This is a genomic window from Vibrio rubrogenes (assembly GCF_059641415.1).
This window is the reverse complement of the sequence record NZ_JCARSY010000011.1, coordinates 127,189-147,900: the sequence shown is the minus strand read 5'-3', so window position 1 is coordinate 147,900 and position 20,712 is coordinate 127,189. Positions and strand designations below refer to the sequence as shown.

Sequence of the window (20,712 nt, the reverse complement as noted above, 5' to 3'; positions counted from 1 at the left end):
TTGAAAGAAAACCCTAAAATCAAGTTAGGTTTTGTTGGTGCTGAGTATGCTCCAAACCCCAATTATGTGGATATTCGTTTTGGCATAACTAAAGACTTTGAAGGGAAGGGCTTCATTTCAGAAGCGGCAGGGGCATTGGTAAATTGGTTCTTTGAAAACACCGAACATGAAAAACTCTATGGCGTTGCAATGGTCGATAATATTGGCTCCAAAGCCGTTCTAAAGAAACTTGGAATGACGCCAGAGAAAAATGTAGACCTGTATAACTGCGAAGGGCTGGACAACTATAGCCTAGAGACACCGACAGAATAATCATCATAGTAATTGATGTGTAACTTTGTTACGTCGAACAGACTGTATGGGTCTTATTTCCCCAAGGGGCGCGTTCGAAGAAGCTAATAAGATCGAAGAAAGTCATTGCGCACCAAACCTCCATACCCCAAAAAACACCTTCCAAAAACACCCTCAAAAACCAACTAATCTATCAAACAATGATTCTCATCGAAAAACGGATAAGGCCCCTCAACCGCATCGATATAACTGATATGGCTGCAAATTCCCTCCGGTTCGAGACGGAACAACTGAATGGCTCCCGGCTCCAGTGAGAAACAAGCGGGCGCTTGGGGATCCAAATCGAGCGTCACGGCATGGCTGTGAGACGGGCCGACCCAGACGGGAATTCGATGCCACGTCGCTACAATCGGGCGATGTACATGGCCGACAACAATCCCGGCCACATGCGGGTGAGATTGCAACACCTCATATAATGCCTCACTGTTTTGCAGATTTTGCACATCCATATGCTGTAACCCGACTGTCATCGGTGGGTGGTGCATAAATAGCAAGGCCGGATGTTGTTGCGTTGCCGAGAGTTGTTCATCAAGCCATCGGAGTGACGTTTGACTCAACATGCCATAAGGCTGACCGGGTACGGAGCTATCCAGCCCAATCAGTTGATAGCCGCCGACATGCTCACTGAAGTTACAAAATACCGGCGTGTCAAACGCGAGCCAGCCTTGCAATGCATCACGCAAATGCGTTCTGTTGTCATGGTTACCCGGAATTACGCGCACCACCGGTTTTAAGCGTTGCAGCTCGGCAACCAGCAGTTGATATTCATCAGGGTGACCAAAATCTGCCAAGTCACCGGTGATGATGACCCGGTCAGGTATCGGCTTGAGCAGGTTGATATGATCAATCGCACGCCGCAGGCGACCTAACGTATCGACCTTTTTATACGCCAGTTTGCCTGACTGCTTAATGTGTAAATCGGTTAACTGTGCGATTAACATTCACGGTCTCCAATAAAAACCAAGCGCTCAGGCGCAACGGATAAGTAAACGGATTGCTGCGGCTGATAATGACGACGGGCAAAACAGTCGATCATCAGCAGCTCATCAAGGCTGGCAATTTTAACCTGTACACGGGTACGATCCCCTAAGAAGGTCCTGTTTTGCACTTGCGCGAGGAGGGTATTGTCCGTCGCTTCATCAAGGATTCGGATATCCTCCGGGCGCACCATTGCGGTGGCCGGTTGCCCCTCATCGAGTTGCGCGCAGTGCGATTCGCTCAAGCGTAGCTGTTGTGTCTGTCCTTGGCCGGAAACATCGCCGAGGATGAAAACATTGCCCTCACGCTTGCCATGAAAGCAGTTGATCTGACCGATAAAGTCCGCCACAAAGTGATTGTTCGGTGTCAGGTAAATCTCTTCCGCACTGCCGATTTGAGCAATTTCACCGTGATCGAGCACGGCAATCCGATCGCCCATTACCATCGCTTCTTCCTGATCATGAGTGACATAAATCGCCGTGATACCTAACCGTTTAAGCATCTGGTGAATGTCAATCCGCAGCCGCTGTTTGAGACGGGCGTCTAAGGCGGAAAGGGGTTCATCAAGCAATAACACCTCCGGCTCAGTGATAATCGCCCGTGCCAGTGCCACGCGCTGGCGTTGTCCACCGGAGAGCTGGTTGATATCACGCTCTGCATACGGTTCGAGATCGAACATGGTCAGCATTTCCGCAACTTTGGCTTGTCGCTGCGCTTTGCTTTCACCGCGAACCCGTAAGCCATAGCCGATGTTGTCGCGGACATTCATATTGGGAAACAGCGCATAAGACTGAAACACCATCCCGACCTGGCGGTGCTCGATGGGTTGGTGGGTAACATCCCGCTCGCCAAAATGGATGGTGCCGTCGGGGTCGGCAAACTCTAATCCGGCAATCAGGCGCAGGGTGGTGGTTTTTCCGCAGCCGGAGGGGCCGAGCAGCACTAAAATTTCACCGGCTTCGACGTGTAAATCAAGAGGCTTGAGAGCCAATGTGCCATCAGCAAAGGTCTTCTGAACCTGCTTCAAAGTTATCGCAACACTGGATTTCGCTATATTCATATCAATATCACTTTCATGCAGCTGTCGATTAACGACGCTGAGTTTTTCGGTTAAACAGTTGAGCCAGAATCAGCAGCGGCAGAATCAGACCCAAAAATATCAGGGTATAGGCAGAACTCACCTCAAGACGCATTGACGCGTAAGCATCGGCCAGCCCGACCGGCAGCGTTTTGGTGAGTGGGGTATGCAGCATCCAAGTCAGATTAAACTCACCGACAGAGAGGGTTAGCGTCATCAGCACGCCACTGATAATGCCGGTCATACAGTTGGGCACGATGATATGCATAAACCGTTGCGTGAAGCTGGCACCAAGGCTGGCCGCACCTTCTTCCAGTACGCGAAAGTTGATGCTGGTGAGAATTGCCAGCACCGCCTTGACCATAAACGGCAAAGTAAAAATGACATGCCCGACTAAAATGAACAGCCAACTGGCGCGAAAGTCGTGGAAGCCGCCATACACTGAAATCAGCCCCAGAGCGATCGCCATGCCCGGTATGGCAATGGGTAATGTCAGGCACTCTTCAAACCATAGCGAAAAACGGGTGCGGTAGCGGGCCAGATAGTAGGCGCACGGCACACCGACCATCACGTTAATCGCGGTGGTGACTAACGCGATTTTCAATGTCAGCCAGACTGTATCGGCATACATCGACCAGACTTGTTCAACCCACTGTAAGGTGAGGCCGCTTTTCAGGCCGACGAAATAGTTCTGGGTTAAACCGGCCATGACCGACATCACCACCGGGATAATCAAAAATGCACACACCAGTATGGTGAAGATCAGTTGTGCATAGAAATAACGATTTTTGTCCATGGGTTAGCCTCCCATATTCAGGGATGTTGCCCCTTTGAGCCGCGCCAGTGCGAGGCACAGCCAAGTCACGGCACCCAAGATCAGACTTAATGCCGCTGCCATGGCAAAATTGGCGTTCAGAGTAAACTCGGTATAAATGGTCATCGGCAGTACATTGATGTCGGTTGCCAGCGAAAATGCAGTGCCGAATGCGCCCATCGAGGTGGCAAAACAGACTGAGCCGGAAGAAATCAGGCCGGGGGTTAACGCCGGCAAGGTGACATCCCGCAGGATTTGCCAGCGGTTGGCACCCAGTGAGCGTCCGGCTTCCACTAAGTTGTGATCGAGTTTTTCGGCGGCTCCCATCACGGTCAGTACCACACGCGGAATCGAGAAATAGAGGTAACCGAGAAACAGTCCGGCCATGGTATAAGCAAACACCCAACGATCACCAACCAGTGCGAGACTCGCCTGAGCGATGAGCCCTTGGCGACCGGCCAGCATAATGACGAAAAATCCAATCACCACCCCCGGAAACGCCAGCGGGAAACTCAGCATCGCAATCAGGAGTGATTTACCCCGGAATTGATAACGGGTGAGAAATAGCCCGGAGATGGTGGCGATGACCAAGCTGACCAAAGTCACCACTGCTGACAGCACCACGGTTGACAGCAGGCTGCGATAATAAGTCGGCTGGGTGAAGATTGACCAGTAGGTCAGGCCGTTGCCATCTGCCAGCGACAGCCAGACGAGTTTGCCGACGGGCAGAAGGAAAAAGGTCAGGCTGATAATCAATGCCGGGAGCAGCAACATCAGCCGTGAAAAATCGTGTTTCATAACAAAATGAAGGGTGGCGTTGCCACCACCCAGCCTGTGATTATTGAACTTCATTCAGATAACGTTGTGCAAAGGCGTGTTGTGCCTGTGACATCTTGGCAAAATCGACTGCTTGTGCCCGTTGATAGTCGGCATCCGGCAGAAACTTAGCGCGAGTTTTGGCGCTCATCGCCGAAGGAATCACCGGACGCAGATAAGCATCGGCCCACAAGCGCTGACCGGCATCGGAGAGGACGAAATCGAGCACTTTGCGGCCATTCTCAGGATGCGGTGAGTTTTTCACTTGGCTCATCACATAAGGCACCACAATGGTTCCCTCTTTGGGAATCACGAACTCAACCGGGGCTTTATCGTTATATTTGGCGCGGTAGGCGTTAAAGTCATAGTCGAGCAGAATGGGGATTTCACCTGAAATTACGCGGGCATAAGAGGTTTGCTTCGGCACAATCGGGTGATTTTTACGCAGCGCCTGAAAATAGTGAATCGCCGGGGTGAAGTCATCCATCGTGCCGCCCATTGCCTGATTGATCGCCACGGCACTGGCATAACCGACAAATGCGCTGGTTGGATCTAAGTAGCCGATCATCCCGCGGTATTCCGGTTTGAGTAAATCTTGCCATGACTGAGGCACCGGCGCGCCATCAAGGGCAGCTTTATTGACGAAGAAGCCCAAGGTGCCGGAATGAATCGCAAACCAGTTGCCTTGTGGATCTTTCAGGCCCGCCGGAATTTTATCCCAATTGTGCGGTTTATAAGGTTGCACAACGCCTTTTTGCGCCGCGAGAATGCCAAACGAGACCCCGTAGTAGACGACGTCAGCCACCGGGTTATCTTTTTCTGCCACTAGCTGGGACAGGGATTGACCTGAGTTTTTGTTGTCGATGGGAATATTAATACCTAATTGGTCTTTAATCTGTTTTAACTGACCGCCCCAGTTAGCCCATTCAGGGGGGCAGTTATAACAAATGGCATCGGCTGCCTGCGCCGTGCCGGTAACCAAGCCGGTTGCCATCAGCGCTAAGGTGGCAATATGTTTTAATTTCATAACAATCATCCTATTGATTGAATTTGATTCAAGTGAGGTTTATGAACCGGAGCAACTGTTCCTGTAAGACTGAGCTCATAGGGCAGCTCTCGCTGGCGTGGTAAAACGGTGTGGTGTTTCGAGTTTAAAAGTAAATCCACGGCGAGGTGGCCCATCTGTAAGTGGGGAACCTTCACCGTTGCCAAAGCGGGGTAGGTGATTTGTCCGAGTGACATCCCGTCAAATCCCACCACGGAGGTCTGTTCCGGGACGCGTATGCCTGAGTGACGCAGATGGCGGATCAGTTTCAGTGCGATGAGATCATTACTGCAAAACCAAGCACTCGGAGCCTGATGTGAGAATGACTGATTAAGATCGGTGAACGGCGCATTCGCCATCGGATCGACTTCCAGTAATGTCAGCAACCGGGCCTGCTGATCCTGAGCGATACGGGCTTTGAAGCCTTCGTAACGGAGTTGGGCCCGGTCAGAACGGTTGAACTGGCCCGCGACCATGCCGAGTTGCTGATGGCCGAGTTTGAGTAAGTGATCGGCGACATCCCAACCGGCCTGAAAGTTATTGACGTAAACCGTGGCATCATCGGCAGTGAACTGGTTGTGAACCAAACTTAGCGGAAAGTTAAACTCTTTCAACAGCGACAAGGCTTGATTGTTTTGCATACTGGCGACGGTCAGAATCACGCCACTGACCCGCTGACGGATGAAATCGACTACGGCTTGCTGTTCCCGCGCTTGCTGATATTCGGTATCGATAATAATGGTCGAGTAACCAAAGTGGCGCGCTCTTTCTTGAATCCCGGCGACGATCTCAGCAAAGACCGGATTGAGTAAGCTGGGGATCAAAACCCCAATCGTCGGGTTGTGGTTGAGTGCCACACGGGTCGATTTCTGTTTCGGGTGGTAGCCGGTTAAGTGCACGATTTTACCAATTCGCTCACGGGTCTGATGACAGATAAGTCCGGTGCCATTGAAGTAGCGCGATATGGTTGCCGGCGATACATTGGCCAGTGCTGCAATATCTTTAATGTTCATCATTTCCCTCCCGAGTGCAGCAGCAAGGTTAGGAATCTCAGGTGACGTATTTATGACAAGAAAATCAGAGAAGGCATCATTTTGGCGGAGTGTTTTTATATTTTCGCTGCATTTTCTCTAAAGATGACGCATGAAATATTCTCGTTTCATTGGCAATTTATGGCAGATACAAAAAATTATTACTGAGGTAAATGTTATTAATAATGTGATTTTAATCACAAATTGTATATGTGGGAGAAGAGAGAGAAGAAGGAGGAGAGAGGATATGGTGCGGTTATAAGCGCATCTCAACCTGACAGAACCTGCATCCGCCGGTACTGTCAGATCGATGTTGCGTCATACATACAATGATCACCCTTGATTAAGATGACGATCCTTGTTGTGCTTTTTTGGCTTGTGGTGCTTTAGACGGTGCGGTTAAACTTTCAGTGGTTTTGGCTCCCTGAAAATCGACGACTTGTTGCTCCGGGGCCGGTTTAGTGACGCCATTGAAGCGCCCGCCTTGTTCAATGCTGATATCGTCGGTATAGAGTGTGCCATCGACACGACCTTTACTTAAGATCTCAATGCGAGTGGCATAGCAGGTGCCTTCGAAACAGCCATTGATGATGATGTGCTCGGCATAAATTTCACCACTGGCAGCACCGGATTCACTGATAATGAGTGTCTTATCCGTGTGGATCTGACCTTCAATCTTACCATCAACTTGCATATTGCTTTCTACTCTGAACTGGCCATTAATGGCGCAGCCTTCAGCGATGAGAGTTGTAACTGAGCACTGACTCTTTGCTCGACGTTGTTTATCAAAGATTCCCATCTTACTCCTCCTACTTTTGTAAATATCGTATCAAAATTATTAATTCCCCAGTTCACAAAGGGTTTGGGATCTAGCGAACGGCCAACAAAGCGAATTTCATAATGTAGGTGTGGCCCGGTACTCAATCCCGAATTTCCGACGTAACCGATGATATCGCCCTTGTTGACGAATTCACCCATTTTGACAGCAAATTTATTCATATGAGAATAAGAACTGGAAAACCCGAATGAATGTCTCAATCTTAGGTAATTCCCGGAGCCTTTGACCAGACTGGGACGAACCACTTCGACTACGCCGTCGGCCGGTGCATAAATCGCCGTGCCTTTCGGGGCTGAAAAATCCTGACCGCGGTGGAATTCACTCTTCCCGGTGACTGGGTTAATGCGGCGGCCGTAATCGGAAGACATTCGGGATTTTTCGACCGGGAAGCCATTCGGGATTTGGTTCAGCAGAGCCAGACGAACAGAAGAGGTGATTGCTGCGGTATCCAGCCGGGATTCAAGTGTCGCGTCGTCAGAATCCTCCACACCGAGCACTTTTTCCAGATCACTCAGGCGATCCGAGACCGTCTGCATTTTTTCTTCCCGATCAAGCAGCTCACTTTGCAAGCCGACCTTAAGCTTCTTGAGTGATGCGACATCTTCAGAAAGAGACATCGACTGACTTTCCAGTTCTCTTTGCTTTGATTTGGCAAAATCCACTTCGTTCATCAGGTAATAGATGATACCGGCAGTACCAATAACGGTTGCCATCAGGATATAACCAGCACTTTTAAGACATTTCTGATACCAGCGGCCGACATGAAAATGACGTGTGCCGTTGATAGAAGATACTGATATCACGAGGTTTTCTTTCATACATCATCAGCATTTGTAAATACAATGTCAGGATTCTATCAGTTTTCTGTCAGTGATTGAATTTTCATCAGTGATCTTGAGTGGAAAAATGTAATATTGTATGCATTTAGCGTAAATAATAAGCACAAGCACCGACATGTATATGGCCTGTCGGTGCTTGTGCTTAAAAATGATGCTTCATGATTGCGAAGTGGTGTCACTGCGATAATCGGTGAATCGCCTGACTCAGTGCTGTATCCCGATGGTGGTTGAGATCGGCCAGTGTCAATGGCACTGTCGGTATGTCCGGTTGCATTCCTTTGGCTTCATACGATTGATACCGGGTATCGATATAGACTTCATTGGATAAACTGATTTGCCACCCATTGGGCAGGGTTTTCACCAAAGCATCCGATAAAGCGCCGCTACTGGTCTCGCCCATAAATGTGACTTGCGGCTGCGCTTTCATCATCATGAGGAAAACTTCCCCGGCACTGACGGTCGTACCGCTGATCAGAATCGTAACGGGACGAGTGTAAGCGGGTGAGTTGAGCGGGGTGGGTAATTCGAGCCAGTGAATCTCACCGTCACCGGCAATGGTTCGGGTAAATTTACCGATGATGCGCTGAGTCACCGGATTAAAACGGCTGGCGAGTGCCAGTGAGACACCGTCAGCACCACCGCTATTGAAGCGCATATCAATGATCATGGCTGTTGTATTGCGCATATCCTGCATGGCTTGATCGATGACCTGTGCCATATTGCTGACCCATTGCTCGGGGTCATCCGGGTTTTCACCCGTATCCAACAGCATCATGTTCGGACGAAAATAACCAATTTTCCCTTGGTTGAATGTGCCCCAGACGATTCGTTCCGCACCGTATAAAGTATCTGCTGAGCTGCCGTTGACGATGTGAACACTGCCGGAATCCATCATCTTCTGCTGCGTCATGGAGACTTGTGCCAGACGATCTGCCACGTAAGTATCAAAGTCACTGATTTCGGTTTGGTCGAGAAAGCCCTGTTTCAGTGTCCGTAAGATGCCTTTGAGAGGTGCGGGTGCATATTCTTCATCCCCGTAAGTCAAAAAAACATGATCATCGGAAAAACCACTGAGTGATGCTTTGATGACATTGAGTAGCTCACTCTCAGTCATCTCCGTATTCAAATTCGGTGCCGCTTGTTGATAGACCTGCTCCCAGTCGATGCCGCGTTCCTGAAAGAAAGCGTAGTAGTCATGCATAGTCGTCCAGAAGAAATGATAGATCTCAAGCGGTGATGCCTGTGCATCAAGTCGTTGTCCGGGTTGACACATGGTTGGTAATGCGGACAGTCGCTCAAATTGCTGCACAAAAGGACGGGCACTTTGGTGTGATATCAGGTTCATGCTGTCATCAGATAGCGCCGCGTTGGGAAAGTAGCTCGCTTGCATGACTGCTTTTGTCATGGTATCCGCCAGCACACACCCCTCGCTGTTGAATTGGTATATTTTGCTTTCTGCATCGTTCAACTGATAAATGTCACCGTATCCAGTATGTTTCCAGAGTCCATCAAAATCCACTGAAGCCTGACAGGCAGAGGATAAGGCGATGGGCACAATGCAGACAAACCGACAAGTTGATTTTATCCATGAAGTCGAAATCATTATTGGGTCCTTTTCTATATTAAATATTCGGTATTGAAAGGTTGGTATAAAAGTTTCTGAGTACGTTAAACCAACGTTCAAACCGAAAATGTGAAAAAATTATAAAAGGGACAATCAGACACAATTTTATATTTCTCAGCCTGTTAACTCGGAATATAAGTTGATAAATGACAAACAGATTGGATTTGCTGTGGAGTCTAAGTTGCAATAATGATGGTGAGATCTTTAAAGCACTTGTGCTTGATGTCTTAGTATGTGGTTGAGAGATGTTAGAAACTAATCGTATGAGAAACTATCGACTTTGATATGGTTCGATTAAGATGACTGATGATTTGTTGATACATACCTTGAGAGGAGTAATTGATGGGGCGGAATAAAATTCCTCGTGTAATTTGTGGTAAACCTGCGGATAGTTGTTTCAAACCGAACGGTATTCCGATGAGTCAGCTTGAGCATCTTGATTTGGCGGCGGATGAATTTGAAGCGTTACGTCTGGTTGATTTACAGGGAATGCATCAGCAGGATGCGGCTGTCGAAATGGGAGTCTCCCGACAAACACTGGCCAATTTGGTCAAGGCTGCTCGTTTCAAAGTTGCGGACTGTTTAGTCAATGGTAAAGCATTGATGATGTGCCATTAAACTAGCCCCTTCTCCTTTTTTGATAACCTGCTTTGGTCACAACCCGCTTTGATGACAACCCCCCGACGTACAACATCGATGTATCTCGGGGGCATTTCGTAATTTCCCCGTCTATTGTGTCATGGGATGTCTCCCAGGTTCTGCTGTTGAATTATCGCTTTGGCGCTCGTCTTGTATTTTTATAATTTGCATATGCCAAAAAATAGAGCTATAAATAGCATATGCTAATTATTTAGGGTGCGAAATCTTCATGCTGCCGGTGACGGAGCAGGGTCGATAAGCATCAAACCACTGTTTATTTCGTTCATGATTTATTTTGACTAAACCCATTTTGTCGGTTGGGTTTGATCAACATTCAGTACAGGAGTTATTTCTGATGATTATTGCTATCCCGATGAAAGAAGAGCGTATTGCCAACCATTTTACCAAAGCTGACCATTTTATTTTTATGGATGAGTCTGGTGAGGTTGTCGGACATCAACAAAATCCTGCACAGACCGCCGGTTGTGCAGGGAAGTCGGCATTACTTGTATTACTCCTGAGTGAGCGGGTAGAGCGAGTGATTGTCCGTCATATTGGTCAGCGAATGCTGAGTCGGTTACTCGAAAACCAATTTGCAGTGTTTCAAACGCAGACTGGTCGTCAGGATCTTCAGCATCTGATTCAGACGGCGGATGAACTGGTTCCGCTAACTTGTGCAGAGCAGGGGCGTCCGTCGGTGAATTATCAAACTAAGCAACAACAAGGCGGTTGTTGCGGGGAACATCAGCATGGACACCATGACCCTGTTCGTACCCGCTGTCAGGGGCATCGTTGTTGCGAGACCGGTGAGCCGGGTGAGTGTGCCACCGGTGAGAACGATGAACATCCTCAGCGTCGACATGGAAAAGGGCGTTGTTGCCATCACTGAAAAGTGCTATATGCACGATAAACGAATGAGAGCCATCTGGCTCTCATTCATGGTTTGACATGTAGTGATTTAGGTGACGTTGTCACTCCGCGGCTTGAGCTACTCGTTTTTCCTGCTGCTGTAATTGATACATAGCACGATATCGGCCTTGTGGTATGGCCATGAGCTGGTGATGGTTGCCCTGTTCGATCAAATGGCCGTGATCCAATACCAGAATCTGATCGGCATGGCGAATGGTGGACAGGCGATGAGCAACCACAATCAGCGTGACCTGACCTTGCAGATCGTTCAGAGCTCGCTGAACAACCTGTTCGGTTTCACTATCGACATTCGCCGTGGCTTCATCAAGTAACAGCACTTTGGGCGAGCCCGCCAAGGCACGGGCGATAATCAGCTGTTGACGTTGCCCGGTCGAGAGCCGAAATCCCCCTTCACCGAGCTGGGTCTGATAACCATCATTCATGGCCATAATCACATCATGCAAATGTGCCTGACGTGCAGCAAGGTGTACCGCTGTCTCGCTTAAATTCCGCCCCATATCGATATTATCAAATATGGTTGTGGCGAGAATAAACGGATCCTGCGGAATAAAACTGACACCTTGGCGTAAGGCGTCATGACTAAAGTCATCAAGGGGATGCCCATCAATACAGATCGTGCCTGACTGGGGCTGATAAAAATTGAGTAACAGACTCATTAAGGTACTTTTACCACTACCGGTGTGTCCGACGATGGCAAAAAATTGTCCGGCATTGATCTCGGCATTGATATTCTGCAAAACCGAATGATTGTTCTGGTAAGCAAAATTCAAGTCTTTGATGGTCAGATGGCCGGCATCAATCCGGGAACAGGTGCCTTGTTCGGGTTTGGCCGAAGATTCCTGAAGCAGTTCATAGACTCGGTTACCGGCAACAATGGCTTGCTGATACAAACCGAAACGTTGGGTAATTTCGATTAACGGTTCTGAGAACCGACCCAGATAGTTAAGGTAAGCGTATAACACCCCGATTTCAGCAACCCCTTGTACCACTTGCAGACCAAAAAACCACACCACACTACCCAGCACAATAATACTGAATAAATTAATTGCCGGACGAAGCAACAAGGATGAGATCGTCACGGTTTTCAGGCGGGTATCGTAGTAATGGGCATTGATCTGATCAAACTGAGACAGTTTTGCCTGTTGTTGATTGGTTGCCTGAATCACAGTCATACCACTGATAGATTCGTTCATCGTGGCGTTAATGTCGGAACGTAAACGGCGGCTGTCGGTGACGTTTTTGACACTAAAGCGTTGATATAAATAAATTAACCCGATGACTGTCGGAAGCAGTAACAGGGCGACCAGCATCAGTTGCATATCCAAAATCGCCATCGCAATCAGAATGCCAATCAGCAGAATGATATTGGTCAGCACATTGGATAAAAACTGCACGTAAATATCTTTAATTGACTCGGTATCATTGGTAATCCGGCTGACCAGTTGCCCGGTACGGGCATAATCGAAATACGACATCGGTAAAGACAGAACGTGCTTAAACACCCGTTTGCGAATATCAAGCACCGCATACAAGGCCATATCCAGAAAACGTAGTGTTTGTCGGTACTTGAGGTAGGTCCCGATGATCGTTGACAGAATAAACAGACTGATAATGCCGGCAATCGGCCAGAACGGATAATGATCCGGCACAATAAAGTCATCGATAAATACTTTGCTCAAGAGTGGGCCCAGTACCTCGAATCCCGTCGCAATCACCACCAGAACCAAGGTTTTCACCAATAACGCTTTGTCGGCGAAAACATAACTCATCAATAAGCGTAGCGATCCGGCGTGTTTAGTATCCTGCTTAGCGTTTTTTGTATTCATGAGGATGCACTCTCCATCGCCTGTTCCATCTGTTGGTATGCTGCCATACGTGAATACCAGCCATCGCCAGCGATCAATTGTTGGTGTTTTCCTCTTTCAATCACTTCACCGTGTGCCATTACAATAATCTCATCTGCGTGCTCAACGGCTGATAATCGGTGACTGACAATGATAAGTGTCTGAGCTTTGCGTTGCCGCAAATGTTGGATAATGATTTTTTCCGTCCGGATATCAACGGCCGAGAGCGCATCATCGAGAATGAGGAGCGGGGCATCACTGATCAGTGCCCGAGCAATAGAAATACGTTGTCGCTGTCCTCCGGATAATGTTACGCCCCGCTCTCCGACAGTGGTCTGATAGCCGTCGGGGAACTGGCGGATGTCATCGTCAATCGCGGCTAATTTGGCAGCTTGATAAACTTCTTCATCGGTGGCTCCGGGGCGTCCCATGCGAATATTCTCCATTATCGTGGCACTGAACAGAAACGCATCCTGAGGGACATAAGCGTAAAGCGAACGGAGTTGAGACAGCGGAATCTGGCGGAGCGGGGTTCCGCCGATTTGTATTTCTCCTTCACCGGATTCCCAGTAGCGCATCAAAAGCTGGAGCAGGGTTGATTTTCCCGCACCGGTTGCACCGACAATGCCAAATACGCGGTTTTCTTTCAAACGGAACGAAACATTTTTCAGGCTGGGCTGAGCGGTCTCCGGATAATGAAAGGTGAGATGACTGACGGTCACACGATAACCTTTGGGGGCGAACTGACCATGGTCTTCAATGGTATCGGGTAAATCGAGTAACTCATCAAGACGTTCGATGGCTGCATTCCCGCGTTGCAAAATATTCATTAACCAGCCAAAGGCATACATCGGCCAGATCAACTCCGATAAGTACAGGGTAAAGCTGGTTAATTGCCCGACGGTTAACCGGCCTTCGTGAATTTGCCAGCCACCGGCAAGTAAGACAATGAGTAACGCGGCACCGAGACTCAACTGAATGATGGGATCAAACAAGGCTTCTGAACGCTGCACTTTATAGGTGCTGCTGGCAGCCTGTTCTGCAATCTGGTCAAATTGTTTGGCTTCGATTGACTCTCTGCCCATCGATTTAATCATGCGAATGCCCGTCATGGCCTGTTGTGTCTGCTCATTCAACGAGGAAAAACGATCAAGTGTGGTTTTGAATTGGTGATGAATCTGGCTGGACAGACGGTAAAATCCGATCCCCATCAATGGAAAGGGGAGGATCGCTAAAGCGGCGAGTTGCCAGTCAATAAAAATAAACATCATCACGAGGACCAGAATAAAGGTCAGCAACCCATCGAAGCCGGATAAAATCCCTTCACCCGCAGCGATTTCAACCGCGTCAATATCATTGGTCGCACGCGCCATCAGATCACCGGTTGAGTGGTGATTATAGAATGCCTGTCCTTGCCGGGTCAGACGCTGATAAAATTGCTGACGTAAGAGATTGCCCAGCTTATAGGACGTGCCGAATAACATCCGGCGCCAGCCATAACGGAGAAGGTAGACAATGATACTGGCGAGCAATAAGCCGAGTAGGTCGTATTTTGCTTGTGCCATGGTCCGGGTGGCAAGCAGATGGTCAATGGTTTGACCGATAAACCATGGAATGGCCATATTAATCAGTGCGACGATGAAGAGCATGAGTAACGCTAATGTGTAAGTAAACCAATAGCGGCGAAAGAACCATCCCAGGTGTTGAAATAATTGCATGTGATTTTTATCCGGATAAGCGTGTGAGCCTTCATCTTCTCTAGGCAGCTCATATTGAGTATGTTGCATTTTTGTCGGGAACATTCTTACGTAAACCAAGTCACCTTGTCTAGTCAAGTGTCCGGAACTTACCTCCACTTGGCACGGTATTGTTTATCCGATGACGATGGTTACGCGGCCTAAAATAGCGGATCCCGATATGCGTTTTCGCTGTGAAGTCAATGTTTTTGGGGCGTATCATCGATACTTTGGGTATAGTAATCTTTTCTGCCTGCCGTTAAACTTTGGCCAGTTTTTTTATCAATCAGGTTACTTTATGTTTACCCAAAGAATGTTGTTGAACCGTTTTCGTTGCGTGATTGCGTTGTTGTTCCTTGTCATGGTTACGGCCTGTAGCCGGACGCCGGAGTTAAAAAAGTTGGAAGGTTATGCTCAGGGAACAACCTATCATATTAGTTGGTGGTCTGAATCGGGTGTTTCGACCGATGAAATTCGTCCGCTGTTTGATCAGCGTCTGGCACAGATTGATAAAGAGTTATCGACTTATCGTGATGATTCTTACATTTCAAAGTTTAACCAGAGTCACTCGACCGAATGGCAACCAGCCTCCGATGATTTCATCGAACTCTTGAAGATTGCACGCCGGGTGAATCAGAAAACCCAAGGATGTTATGACCCGACGGTAGGGCCATTGTTTAATCTGTGGGGATTTCGAAAAAGTGATTTCAAAGTCCCGGATAGTCAGCAAATTGCTGCTGTGAAAGCTGAGCTGGGGCTGGATAAAATTGAGGTAGATGAACAGGGCAAACGCATTCGTAAAACTTTGCCGCAGGTACAGCTCGATTTCTCTTCGATGGGTGAAGGCTATACGATTGGTAAGCTCAGTGCGATCTTGGAATCTCACGGGGTTGTCAATTATCTGGTTGAGTTTGGCGGGGACATGAAAATCAAAGGTCACAAACCCGATGGTTCGAAGTGGCGAATTGCCATTGAGCGCCCAATCCATAAAGATGATGATATTCAGCCCTATAAGATTGTGACTATTCAAGCTGAACAAGGTGTGACCTTGGATACATCAGGGACTTATCGCCGCTCTTTTGATGCTGATGGCCAATCATATTCTCACATTCTTGATCCGCGAACCGGTGCCTCTGTGACGCACGATCTGGTATCTGCCTCAGTATTCGGCCAGATTCCCGCAGAAAGTGACGCATGGGCAACTGCAATGTTATGCCTTGGCCCGCAAGCTGGTTATCAGGTCGCCCAACAGGAGAACCTAGAGGTGTTCTTTATCCGTGCAGCACAAGGAAAATTTATTGATCAGCAGAGCCCGGCCCTGGAACACTCAAAACGGGTTCTGTTCCATCAGGAATAATCCTGAGAGTGATTTTCGCAAGGAATCATCGGTTTTAGAAATTGCGGTTAGTAATCGGGTTAGTAACGGCAAATACAGGGTAACCTGAGGAAGAGGTGAAAAGTATGGCACATTTTACAGTGATTGGTTTAGGGCGGTTTGGCGTTGCAGCAAGTCTGGAGTTGATTCATCTCGGGCATACGGTGACCGGCGTGGATCGAAATCCGAAAATTGCTGAGCTGTATGTCGAAGAACTGACGCAATCTATCATTTGTGATGTGACGGATGAACATGCCCTCAGAGAACTGGATCTGGCAGCGAGTAATGCCGTACTCGTTGCGATTGGTGAAGATCTGGAGTCGAGTTTGCTCTGTATTCTGGCGTTAAAGAATCTTGGTGTAAAAGAGATCTGGGTGAAAGCCAGCTCTAAAGCCCATCATACCATTGTGTCGAAACTCGGTGTGGCGAGGATTATTCACCCGGAAGAAGAGATGGGCGTGCGCATTGCACAAGCCTTGAATTATCCGATGGTGAATAATTATCTGTCGATCGGACATGGGTTATATGTGGTGGATATTGAGGTCAAGTCAGCGCTTCATGACCAGCCCATTTCGACCTTGCTCAGTAAAACTCAAGGCGATGTGGATGCGATTCTGGTGAAACGCGGCCGGGAGACGTTTACCCGACTGCCTCAAGATTTTCTCTTACAGGAAAACGATACTTTTTTGCTGTGCGGAACGAGAGAAGCCTTAGAACAGATTGCACCAAGGTTGGTGTGACATGGCAGCATGGCATCCGTCTACATCTCCGATAGTCAGAAGATCGAAAGCGAGGCGAAAGATTGCTGCCGCGCCACCGATTATCTTATGTGCCAGTTTTCTGTTGCTGATTTTACTGGGAACATGCTTGCTGAAACTGCCTCTGGCAACCGTGACACCAATCAGTTGGGCACACAGCCTGTTTACTGCCACCTCAGCTGTGACTGTGACCGGGCTCTCTGTGGTAGATACAGGGACGGCGTTTACTGTCTTTGGTCAGGTCATCATTGCCATATTGATCCAGTTCGGCGGGTTGGGACTGATGACATTCGCGGTTGTGACGTTAATTGCATTGGGGGGGAAAATTAATTTCTTGCAGCGGACAGTGATCAGAGAAGCCTTCAATCAGACCGATGCCTCCACATTAGTTTCTACCGCAAAATCCGTTTTATATTTTTCTTTGATCGTCGAATCGATCGGCATGATTATTTTATCGCTTTACTGGTTGCCGGAATTAGGGTGGAAAACCAGTTTATTTCACGGCTTCTTTTACACCATCAGTGCGTTTAACAATGCCGGGTTTGCTCTCGATAGCCGTAGCCTGATGCCGTATGTCTCGGATCCGGTGGTGAATCTGACGATTACCGGGTTGTTTATTATCGGGGGACTGGGATTTTCTGTCTGGCAGGATTTAATTCGCAATCGCCGCTGGGTTCTGCTGACACCGTACAGCAAATTGATGATCTCCGGGACAATCATCATTAACGCGGTGGCCGTGATTCTGATTTATTGTATTGAATACGATAATCCCCATACGCTGGCACCTTTGAGCGAAGGGGGGAAGTGGCTGGCTTCATGGTTTCAAGCGGTGACACCGAGAACCGCCGGATTCAATACGCTGGCGATCGATCAGCTTAAAGATGCAACCACATCTGTAATGCTGGTGCTGATGTTTATCGGTGGCGGATCGATGAGTACCGCCAGCGGCATTAAAGTGGTGACATTCATTGTTCTGATTCTGGCAACATATGGTTATCTGCGGCGAGATGCCGCAATTCAGGTGTTTAAACGAGAAATTCCCAAAGAGACGATTAATAAAGCATTGGCGCTGACCGTTATTTCTATCGGTGTCACTTGGATGGCTATTTTCGGTTTACTGCTGAGCGAACATGCGCCGATGATCGATATTATTTTTGAAGCCATTTCGGCATTGGGAACCGTCGGGCTTTCCCGGGGTTTGACTGCGTCGCTGTCTGAAACCGGTGAGGTGATTATTATGCTGATGATGTTTATCGGCCGGTTAGGGCCACTCACCATCGCTTATTTTCTTGCCAGCCCCAGAACGCACCGTTTGCGTTATCCTGAGACCAAACTCGTCATTGGTTAACCGTTATATTTGTGAGGCGGGGGTAAATCTGCGTATTTGCGCCGGTATCGGGCCTGCATACTGACATTGCCCAGTAAACCGCCTTGATGGATATAGATCAGCGGTGTATCAGCATGTTCAGTTAACCAGTTTTGCAGACAGCGCCACATCAGCGGGTCATAAAGTAAATCAAATTCGACTTGGGTTTCGCGACAGAGATTCAGCCAGAGCGTGTAGTCTTCGCGATACAATTTGCCAAAATGATGTTTCTGCGACACAGACAAAATGGTCGGATAGCTGGTGGCTGCCAGCATATCCCACTGTTTCTTCAGGTAAGATTCACCACCGACACAGGCACAGGTCAGCACTTGAATCTGATGAGAAGCAAGGTGTTGATGTAAATAGAGGGCTGTGGTGCCGGTGCCAGAGGGAAGCGCGACGACAGGGCGCTCAATCTGGTGTTTATTGCACCAGTCGATGATTTCATCCCCGAGTGCTGTAATGCCCGGCTGAGCAATATCACTCCGTCCGCCTTCGGGCAAGACCAGGCAAGTCTCATCAGGACAACGAACCTGTTGAATATAATCACAAGGGTGCATCGCTGCGGTTGGATGTTGTCCTGTGGGATAGATTGTTGCACCGAGTGCCAGTGCTGCTTTGTAGTTACCCTGCGGATGTCCGGTCAACCACTGAGGAATATGATCAACGTAATATTCAAACTGCCAGCCTCTGAGTTGTGCCAGTGCGGCAAATGAGTAAAGAGAATTGGCTTGCGGAGAACCATAGCTGATCAACGTCTTGATTTGAGGCAGCGGCGCATCAAGCAATGTCATCAGTTTGCGGGCTTTGTTGCCTGAAAACTGAGGATGAAGCAAATCATCTCGTTTGAGATAGAAATGCTTGCCGTCAAAGGTGTGCTCGGTCGTCGGGCTATGGGTCAATATATTCATGCAGGCAAGCATAGCTTGAGTTGATCGCTATCACAAGGCGTACTCAAGGCAAAAAAAGCAAGACAAAAAAAAGCCAGTACAACCTGTACTGGCCACTATAAATAGGAGTTAACAAGAAAAAGCAGTATTGACAAAAAAGTTATCCAACATTTCTGTCAATCTTGTTAAATCAGACTGGTGATATCCCGGATAGTTCCTCATGTTTTCATTTTTTTCGTTTGAATCAGTGGCACTAGTGAAGCCGGATGAATAGAATTTATATATTTTTCAATGGAATAACTCCATTTTTAGCGTTGGAAATAGTGAAAAGAGATCCAACCACTCGCTTTTTGAGGGGAAATCTTAAGAAATAGGGTGAGATTTCGAAGCGAAACTTTTATTCTTACGGGGTTTTTTAAAGGAAGTTGAATATGATCATCAAACCTAAAATTCGTGGATTTATTTGTACGACAACACATCCAGTCGGGTGTGAAGCGAATGTCAGAGAGCAGATCGCTTATACTCAATCACAAGGAAGCATCGACAATGCGCCTAAGCGCGTACTGGTTGTCGGTTCTTCCAGTGGCTATGGACTTTCATCACGTATTGCTGCGGCATTTGGTGGTGGTGCGGCAACGATCGGTGTTTTCTTCGAAAAACCGGGAACTGAGAAGAAACCCGGTACCGCAGGATTTTATAATGCTGCTGCGTTTGATAAATGTGCACATGAAGCTGGCCTCTATGCGAAAAGTATTAATGGCGATGCTTTTTCCCATGAAGCAAAACAGAAAGCAATTGAGCTGATTCGGCAAGATTTGGGTCAGATTGATCTGGTTGTCTATTCTTTGGCATCCCCTGTCAGAAAAATGCCCGATAGTGGCGAATTGGTTCGTTCAGCGCTGAAACCAATTGGTGAAACTTACACTTCAACTGCTGTTGATACCAATCGGGATGTCATTATTGAAGCCAGCATTGAACCGGCAACTGAGCAGGAAATTGAAGACACTGTGACAGTCATGGGCGGCCAGGACTGGGAACTGTGGATCAACGCATTGAACGACGCGGGTGTACTGGCAGACGGCTGTAAAACAGTCGCGTATAGCTATATCGGTACTGAGCTGACTTGGCCAATCTATTGGGACGGTGCACTGGGTCGTGCGAAGATGGACTTAGACCGTGCTGCAACAGCGCTGAACCAGCAACTAAGCGCAAAACAGGGCTCTGCAAATGTGACTGTATTGAAATCGGTTGTAACGCAAGCCAGTTCTGCAATTCCTGTCATGCCGCTTTACATCTCTATGGTGTTTAAAAAGATGCGTGAAGAAGGGGTTCATGAAGGATGTATGGAGCAGATCTATCGTCTGTTTAGTGAGCGACTGTATCGTGCTGATGGTCAGGTACCGGCCGTGGATGACAACAATCGTCTGCGTCTTGATGACTGGGAACTGAGAGACGATATTCAGCAGCATTGCCGTGAGTTGTGGCCACAGATCACCACGGAAAACCTCAAACAGCTGACAGATTATGAAGCATATAAAGAAGAATTTCTGAAACTGTTTGGTTTTGGTATTGATGGCGTCGATTATGATGCGGATGTGAATCCGGCCGTTGAGTTTGACGTGATTGATATCTGATTTGTTTTCGATTGATTCGATTGAGAAGTGAAAAAGCGCCGTAATGGCGCTTTTTTTGATCCGAAATGATGCACTTATGATAGATGCTGTGTTGAGCAGCATCGGCACAGGAATAAACCCTGATTC

General features: G+C 48.0%; 19 protein-coding genes. 7 read left to right on the top strand and 12 right to left on the bottom strand.

What is annotated here, in order from left to right:
* Positions 1–312 (top strand): GNAT family N-acetyltransferase (locus AC55NX_RS10570; RefSeq protein ID WP_496995694.1); only part of this gene is annotated, 312 nt, incomplete at its 5' end.
* A gap of 164 nt (positions 313–476) precedes the next feature.
* On the opposite strand, the gene AC55NX_RS10565 is transcribed toward AC55NX_RS10570, so the two are convergent.
* The 9 genes from AC55NX_RS10565 to AC55NX_RS10525 form a co-directional block, all read right to left on the bottom strand.
* Positions 477–1,292, bottom strand: coding sequence for a phosphodiesterase (locus tag AC55NX_RS10565; protein ID WP_496995693.1), 816 nt, complete (start codon positions 1,290–1,292; stop codon positions 477–479).
* Complete coding sequence (locus AC55NX_RS10560) at positions 1,286–2,389, bottom strand: ABC transporter ATP-binding protein (RefSeq protein WP_496995692.1); 1,104 nt, start codon at positions 2,387–2,389, stop codon at positions 1,286–1,288. The genes AC55NX_RS10565 and AC55NX_RS10560 overlap by 7 nt, the downstream gene beginning before the upstream one ends.
* A gap of 28 nt (positions 2,390–2,417) precedes the next feature.
* Entirely contained in the window at positions 2,418–3,203 is a 786-nt protein-coding gene (locus tag AC55NX_RS10555; RefSeq protein ID WP_311845165.1) for an ABC transporter permease, read from the bottom strand.
* Positions 3,204–3,206: 3 nt separating this feature from the next.
* A complete protein-coding gene (locus AC55NX_RS10550) occupies positions 3,207–4,019 on the bottom strand; it encodes an ABC transporter permease (protein ID WP_311846670.1) in 813 nt (270 codons plus the stop codon).
* Between the two features lie 40 nt (positions 4,020–4,059).
* Entirely contained in the window at positions 4,060–5,064 is a 1,005-nt protein-coding gene (locus tag AC55NX_RS10545) for an ABC transporter substrate-binding protein (protein ID WP_496995691.1), read from the bottom strand.
* Positions 5,065–5,069: 5 nt separating this feature from the next.
* Positions 5,070–6,098 (bottom strand): substrate-binding domain-containing protein, encoded by a 1,029-nt coding sequence (locus tag AC55NX_RS10540; RefSeq protein WP_496995690.1) that lies wholly within the window; start codon positions 6,096–6,098, stop codon positions 5,070–5,072.
* Between the two features lie 358 nt (positions 6,099–6,456).
* Positions 6,457–6,807 (bottom strand): bactofilin family protein, encoded by a 351-nt coding sequence (locus AC55NX_RS10535; RefSeq protein WP_496995689.1) that lies wholly within the window; start codon positions 6,805–6,807, stop codon positions 6,457–6,459.
* Positions 6,808–6,815: 8 nt separating this feature from the next.
* Positions 6,816–7,769 (bottom strand): M23 family metallopeptidase, encoded by a 954-nt coding sequence (locus AC55NX_RS10530; protein ID WP_496995688.1) that lies wholly within the window; start codon positions 7,767–7,769, stop codon positions 6,816–6,818.
* A gap of 196 nt (positions 7,770–7,965) precedes the next feature.
* Positions 7,966–9,393, bottom strand: a complete 1,428-nt coding sequence (locus tag AC55NX_RS10525; RefSeq protein WP_496995687.1) for a S41 family peptidase — start codon at positions 9,391–9,393, stop codon at positions 7,966–7,968.
* A 363-nt stretch (positions 9,394–9,756) separates the two neighbouring features.
* Between AC55NX_RS10525 and AC55NX_RS10520 the strand changes: the two genes are divergently transcribed.
* Both AC55NX_RS10520 and AC55NX_RS10515 read left to right on the top strand, forming a co-directional pair.
* The gene (locus tag AC55NX_RS10520) at positions 9,757–10,032 is read left to right on the top strand and encodes a DUF134 domain-containing protein (protein ID WP_059120602.1); all 276 of its coding nucleotides are present in this window, start codon (positions 9,757–9,759) and stop codon (positions 10,030–10,032) included.
* 376 nt (positions 10,033–10,408) lie between these two features.
* Positions 10,409–10,942, top strand: coding sequence for a NifB/NifX family molybdenum-iron cluster-binding protein (locus AC55NX_RS10515; protein WP_496995686.1), 534 nt, complete (start codon positions 10,409–10,411; stop codon positions 10,940–10,942).
* Positions 10,943–11,024: 82 nt separating this feature from the next.
* Here the strand turns inward: AC55NX_RS10515 and AC55NX_RS10510 are convergent, their stop codons facing one another.
* Both AC55NX_RS10510 and AC55NX_RS10505 read right to left on the bottom strand, forming a co-directional pair.
* Positions 11,025–12,809 (bottom strand): ABC transporter ATP-binding protein, encoded by a 1,785-nt coding sequence (locus AC55NX_RS10510; RefSeq protein WP_496995685.1) that lies wholly within the window; start codon positions 12,807–12,809, stop codon positions 11,025–11,027.
* Positions 12,806–14,545 (bottom strand): ABC transporter ATP-binding protein, encoded by a 1,740-nt coding sequence (locus tag AC55NX_RS10505; protein WP_496995684.1) that lies wholly within the window; start codon positions 14,543–14,545, stop codon positions 12,806–12,808. Before AC55NX_RS10505 ends, AC55NX_RS10510 begins: the two co-directional genes overlap by 4 nt.
* A 316-nt stretch (positions 14,546–14,861) precedes the next feature.
* Here AC55NX_RS10505 and AC55NX_RS10500 point away from each other — a divergent pair, with 316 nt between their 5' ends.
* From AC55NX_RS10500 to AC55NX_RS10490, 3 genes are all read left to right on the top strand, one after another.
* Positions 14,862–15,920, top strand: a complete 1,059-nt coding sequence (locus tag AC55NX_RS10500) for an FAD:protein FMN transferase (protein ID WP_496995683.1) — start codon at positions 14,862–14,864, stop codon at positions 15,918–15,920.
* Positions 15,921–16,024: 104 nt separating this feature from the next.
* Positions 16,025–16,678 (top strand): potassium channel family protein, encoded by a 654-nt coding sequence (locus tag AC55NX_RS10495; protein ID WP_496995682.1) that lies wholly within the window; start codon positions 16,025–16,027, stop codon positions 16,676–16,678.
* 1 nt (position 16,679) lies between these two features.
* Complete coding sequence (locus AC55NX_RS10490) at positions 16,680–18,044, top strand: TrkH family potassium uptake protein (RefSeq protein ID WP_496995681.1); 1,365 nt, start codon at positions 16,680–16,682, stop codon at positions 18,042–18,044.
* Here AC55NX_RS10490 and AC55NX_RS10485 read toward each other — a convergent pair.
* Positions 18,041–18,973: a 1-aminocyclopropane-1-carboxylate deaminase/D-cysteine desulfhydrase gene (locus AC55NX_RS10485; RefSeq protein WP_496995680.1), complete on the bottom strand. Its 933-nt coding sequence runs from the start codon at positions 18,971–18,973 to the stop codon at positions 18,041–18,043. The genes AC55NX_RS10490 and AC55NX_RS10485 overlap by 4 nt on opposite strands.
* Before the next feature lie 410 nt (positions 18,974–19,383).
* Between AC55NX_RS10485 and fabV the strand changes: the two genes are divergently transcribed.
* A complete protein-coding gene (gene fabV / locus AC55NX_RS10480) occupies positions 19,384–20,586 on the top strand; it encodes an enoyl-ACP reductase FabV (RefSeq protein WP_496995679.1) in 1,203 nt (400 codons plus the stop codon).
* Positions 20,587–20,712: the final 126 nt, after the last annotated feature.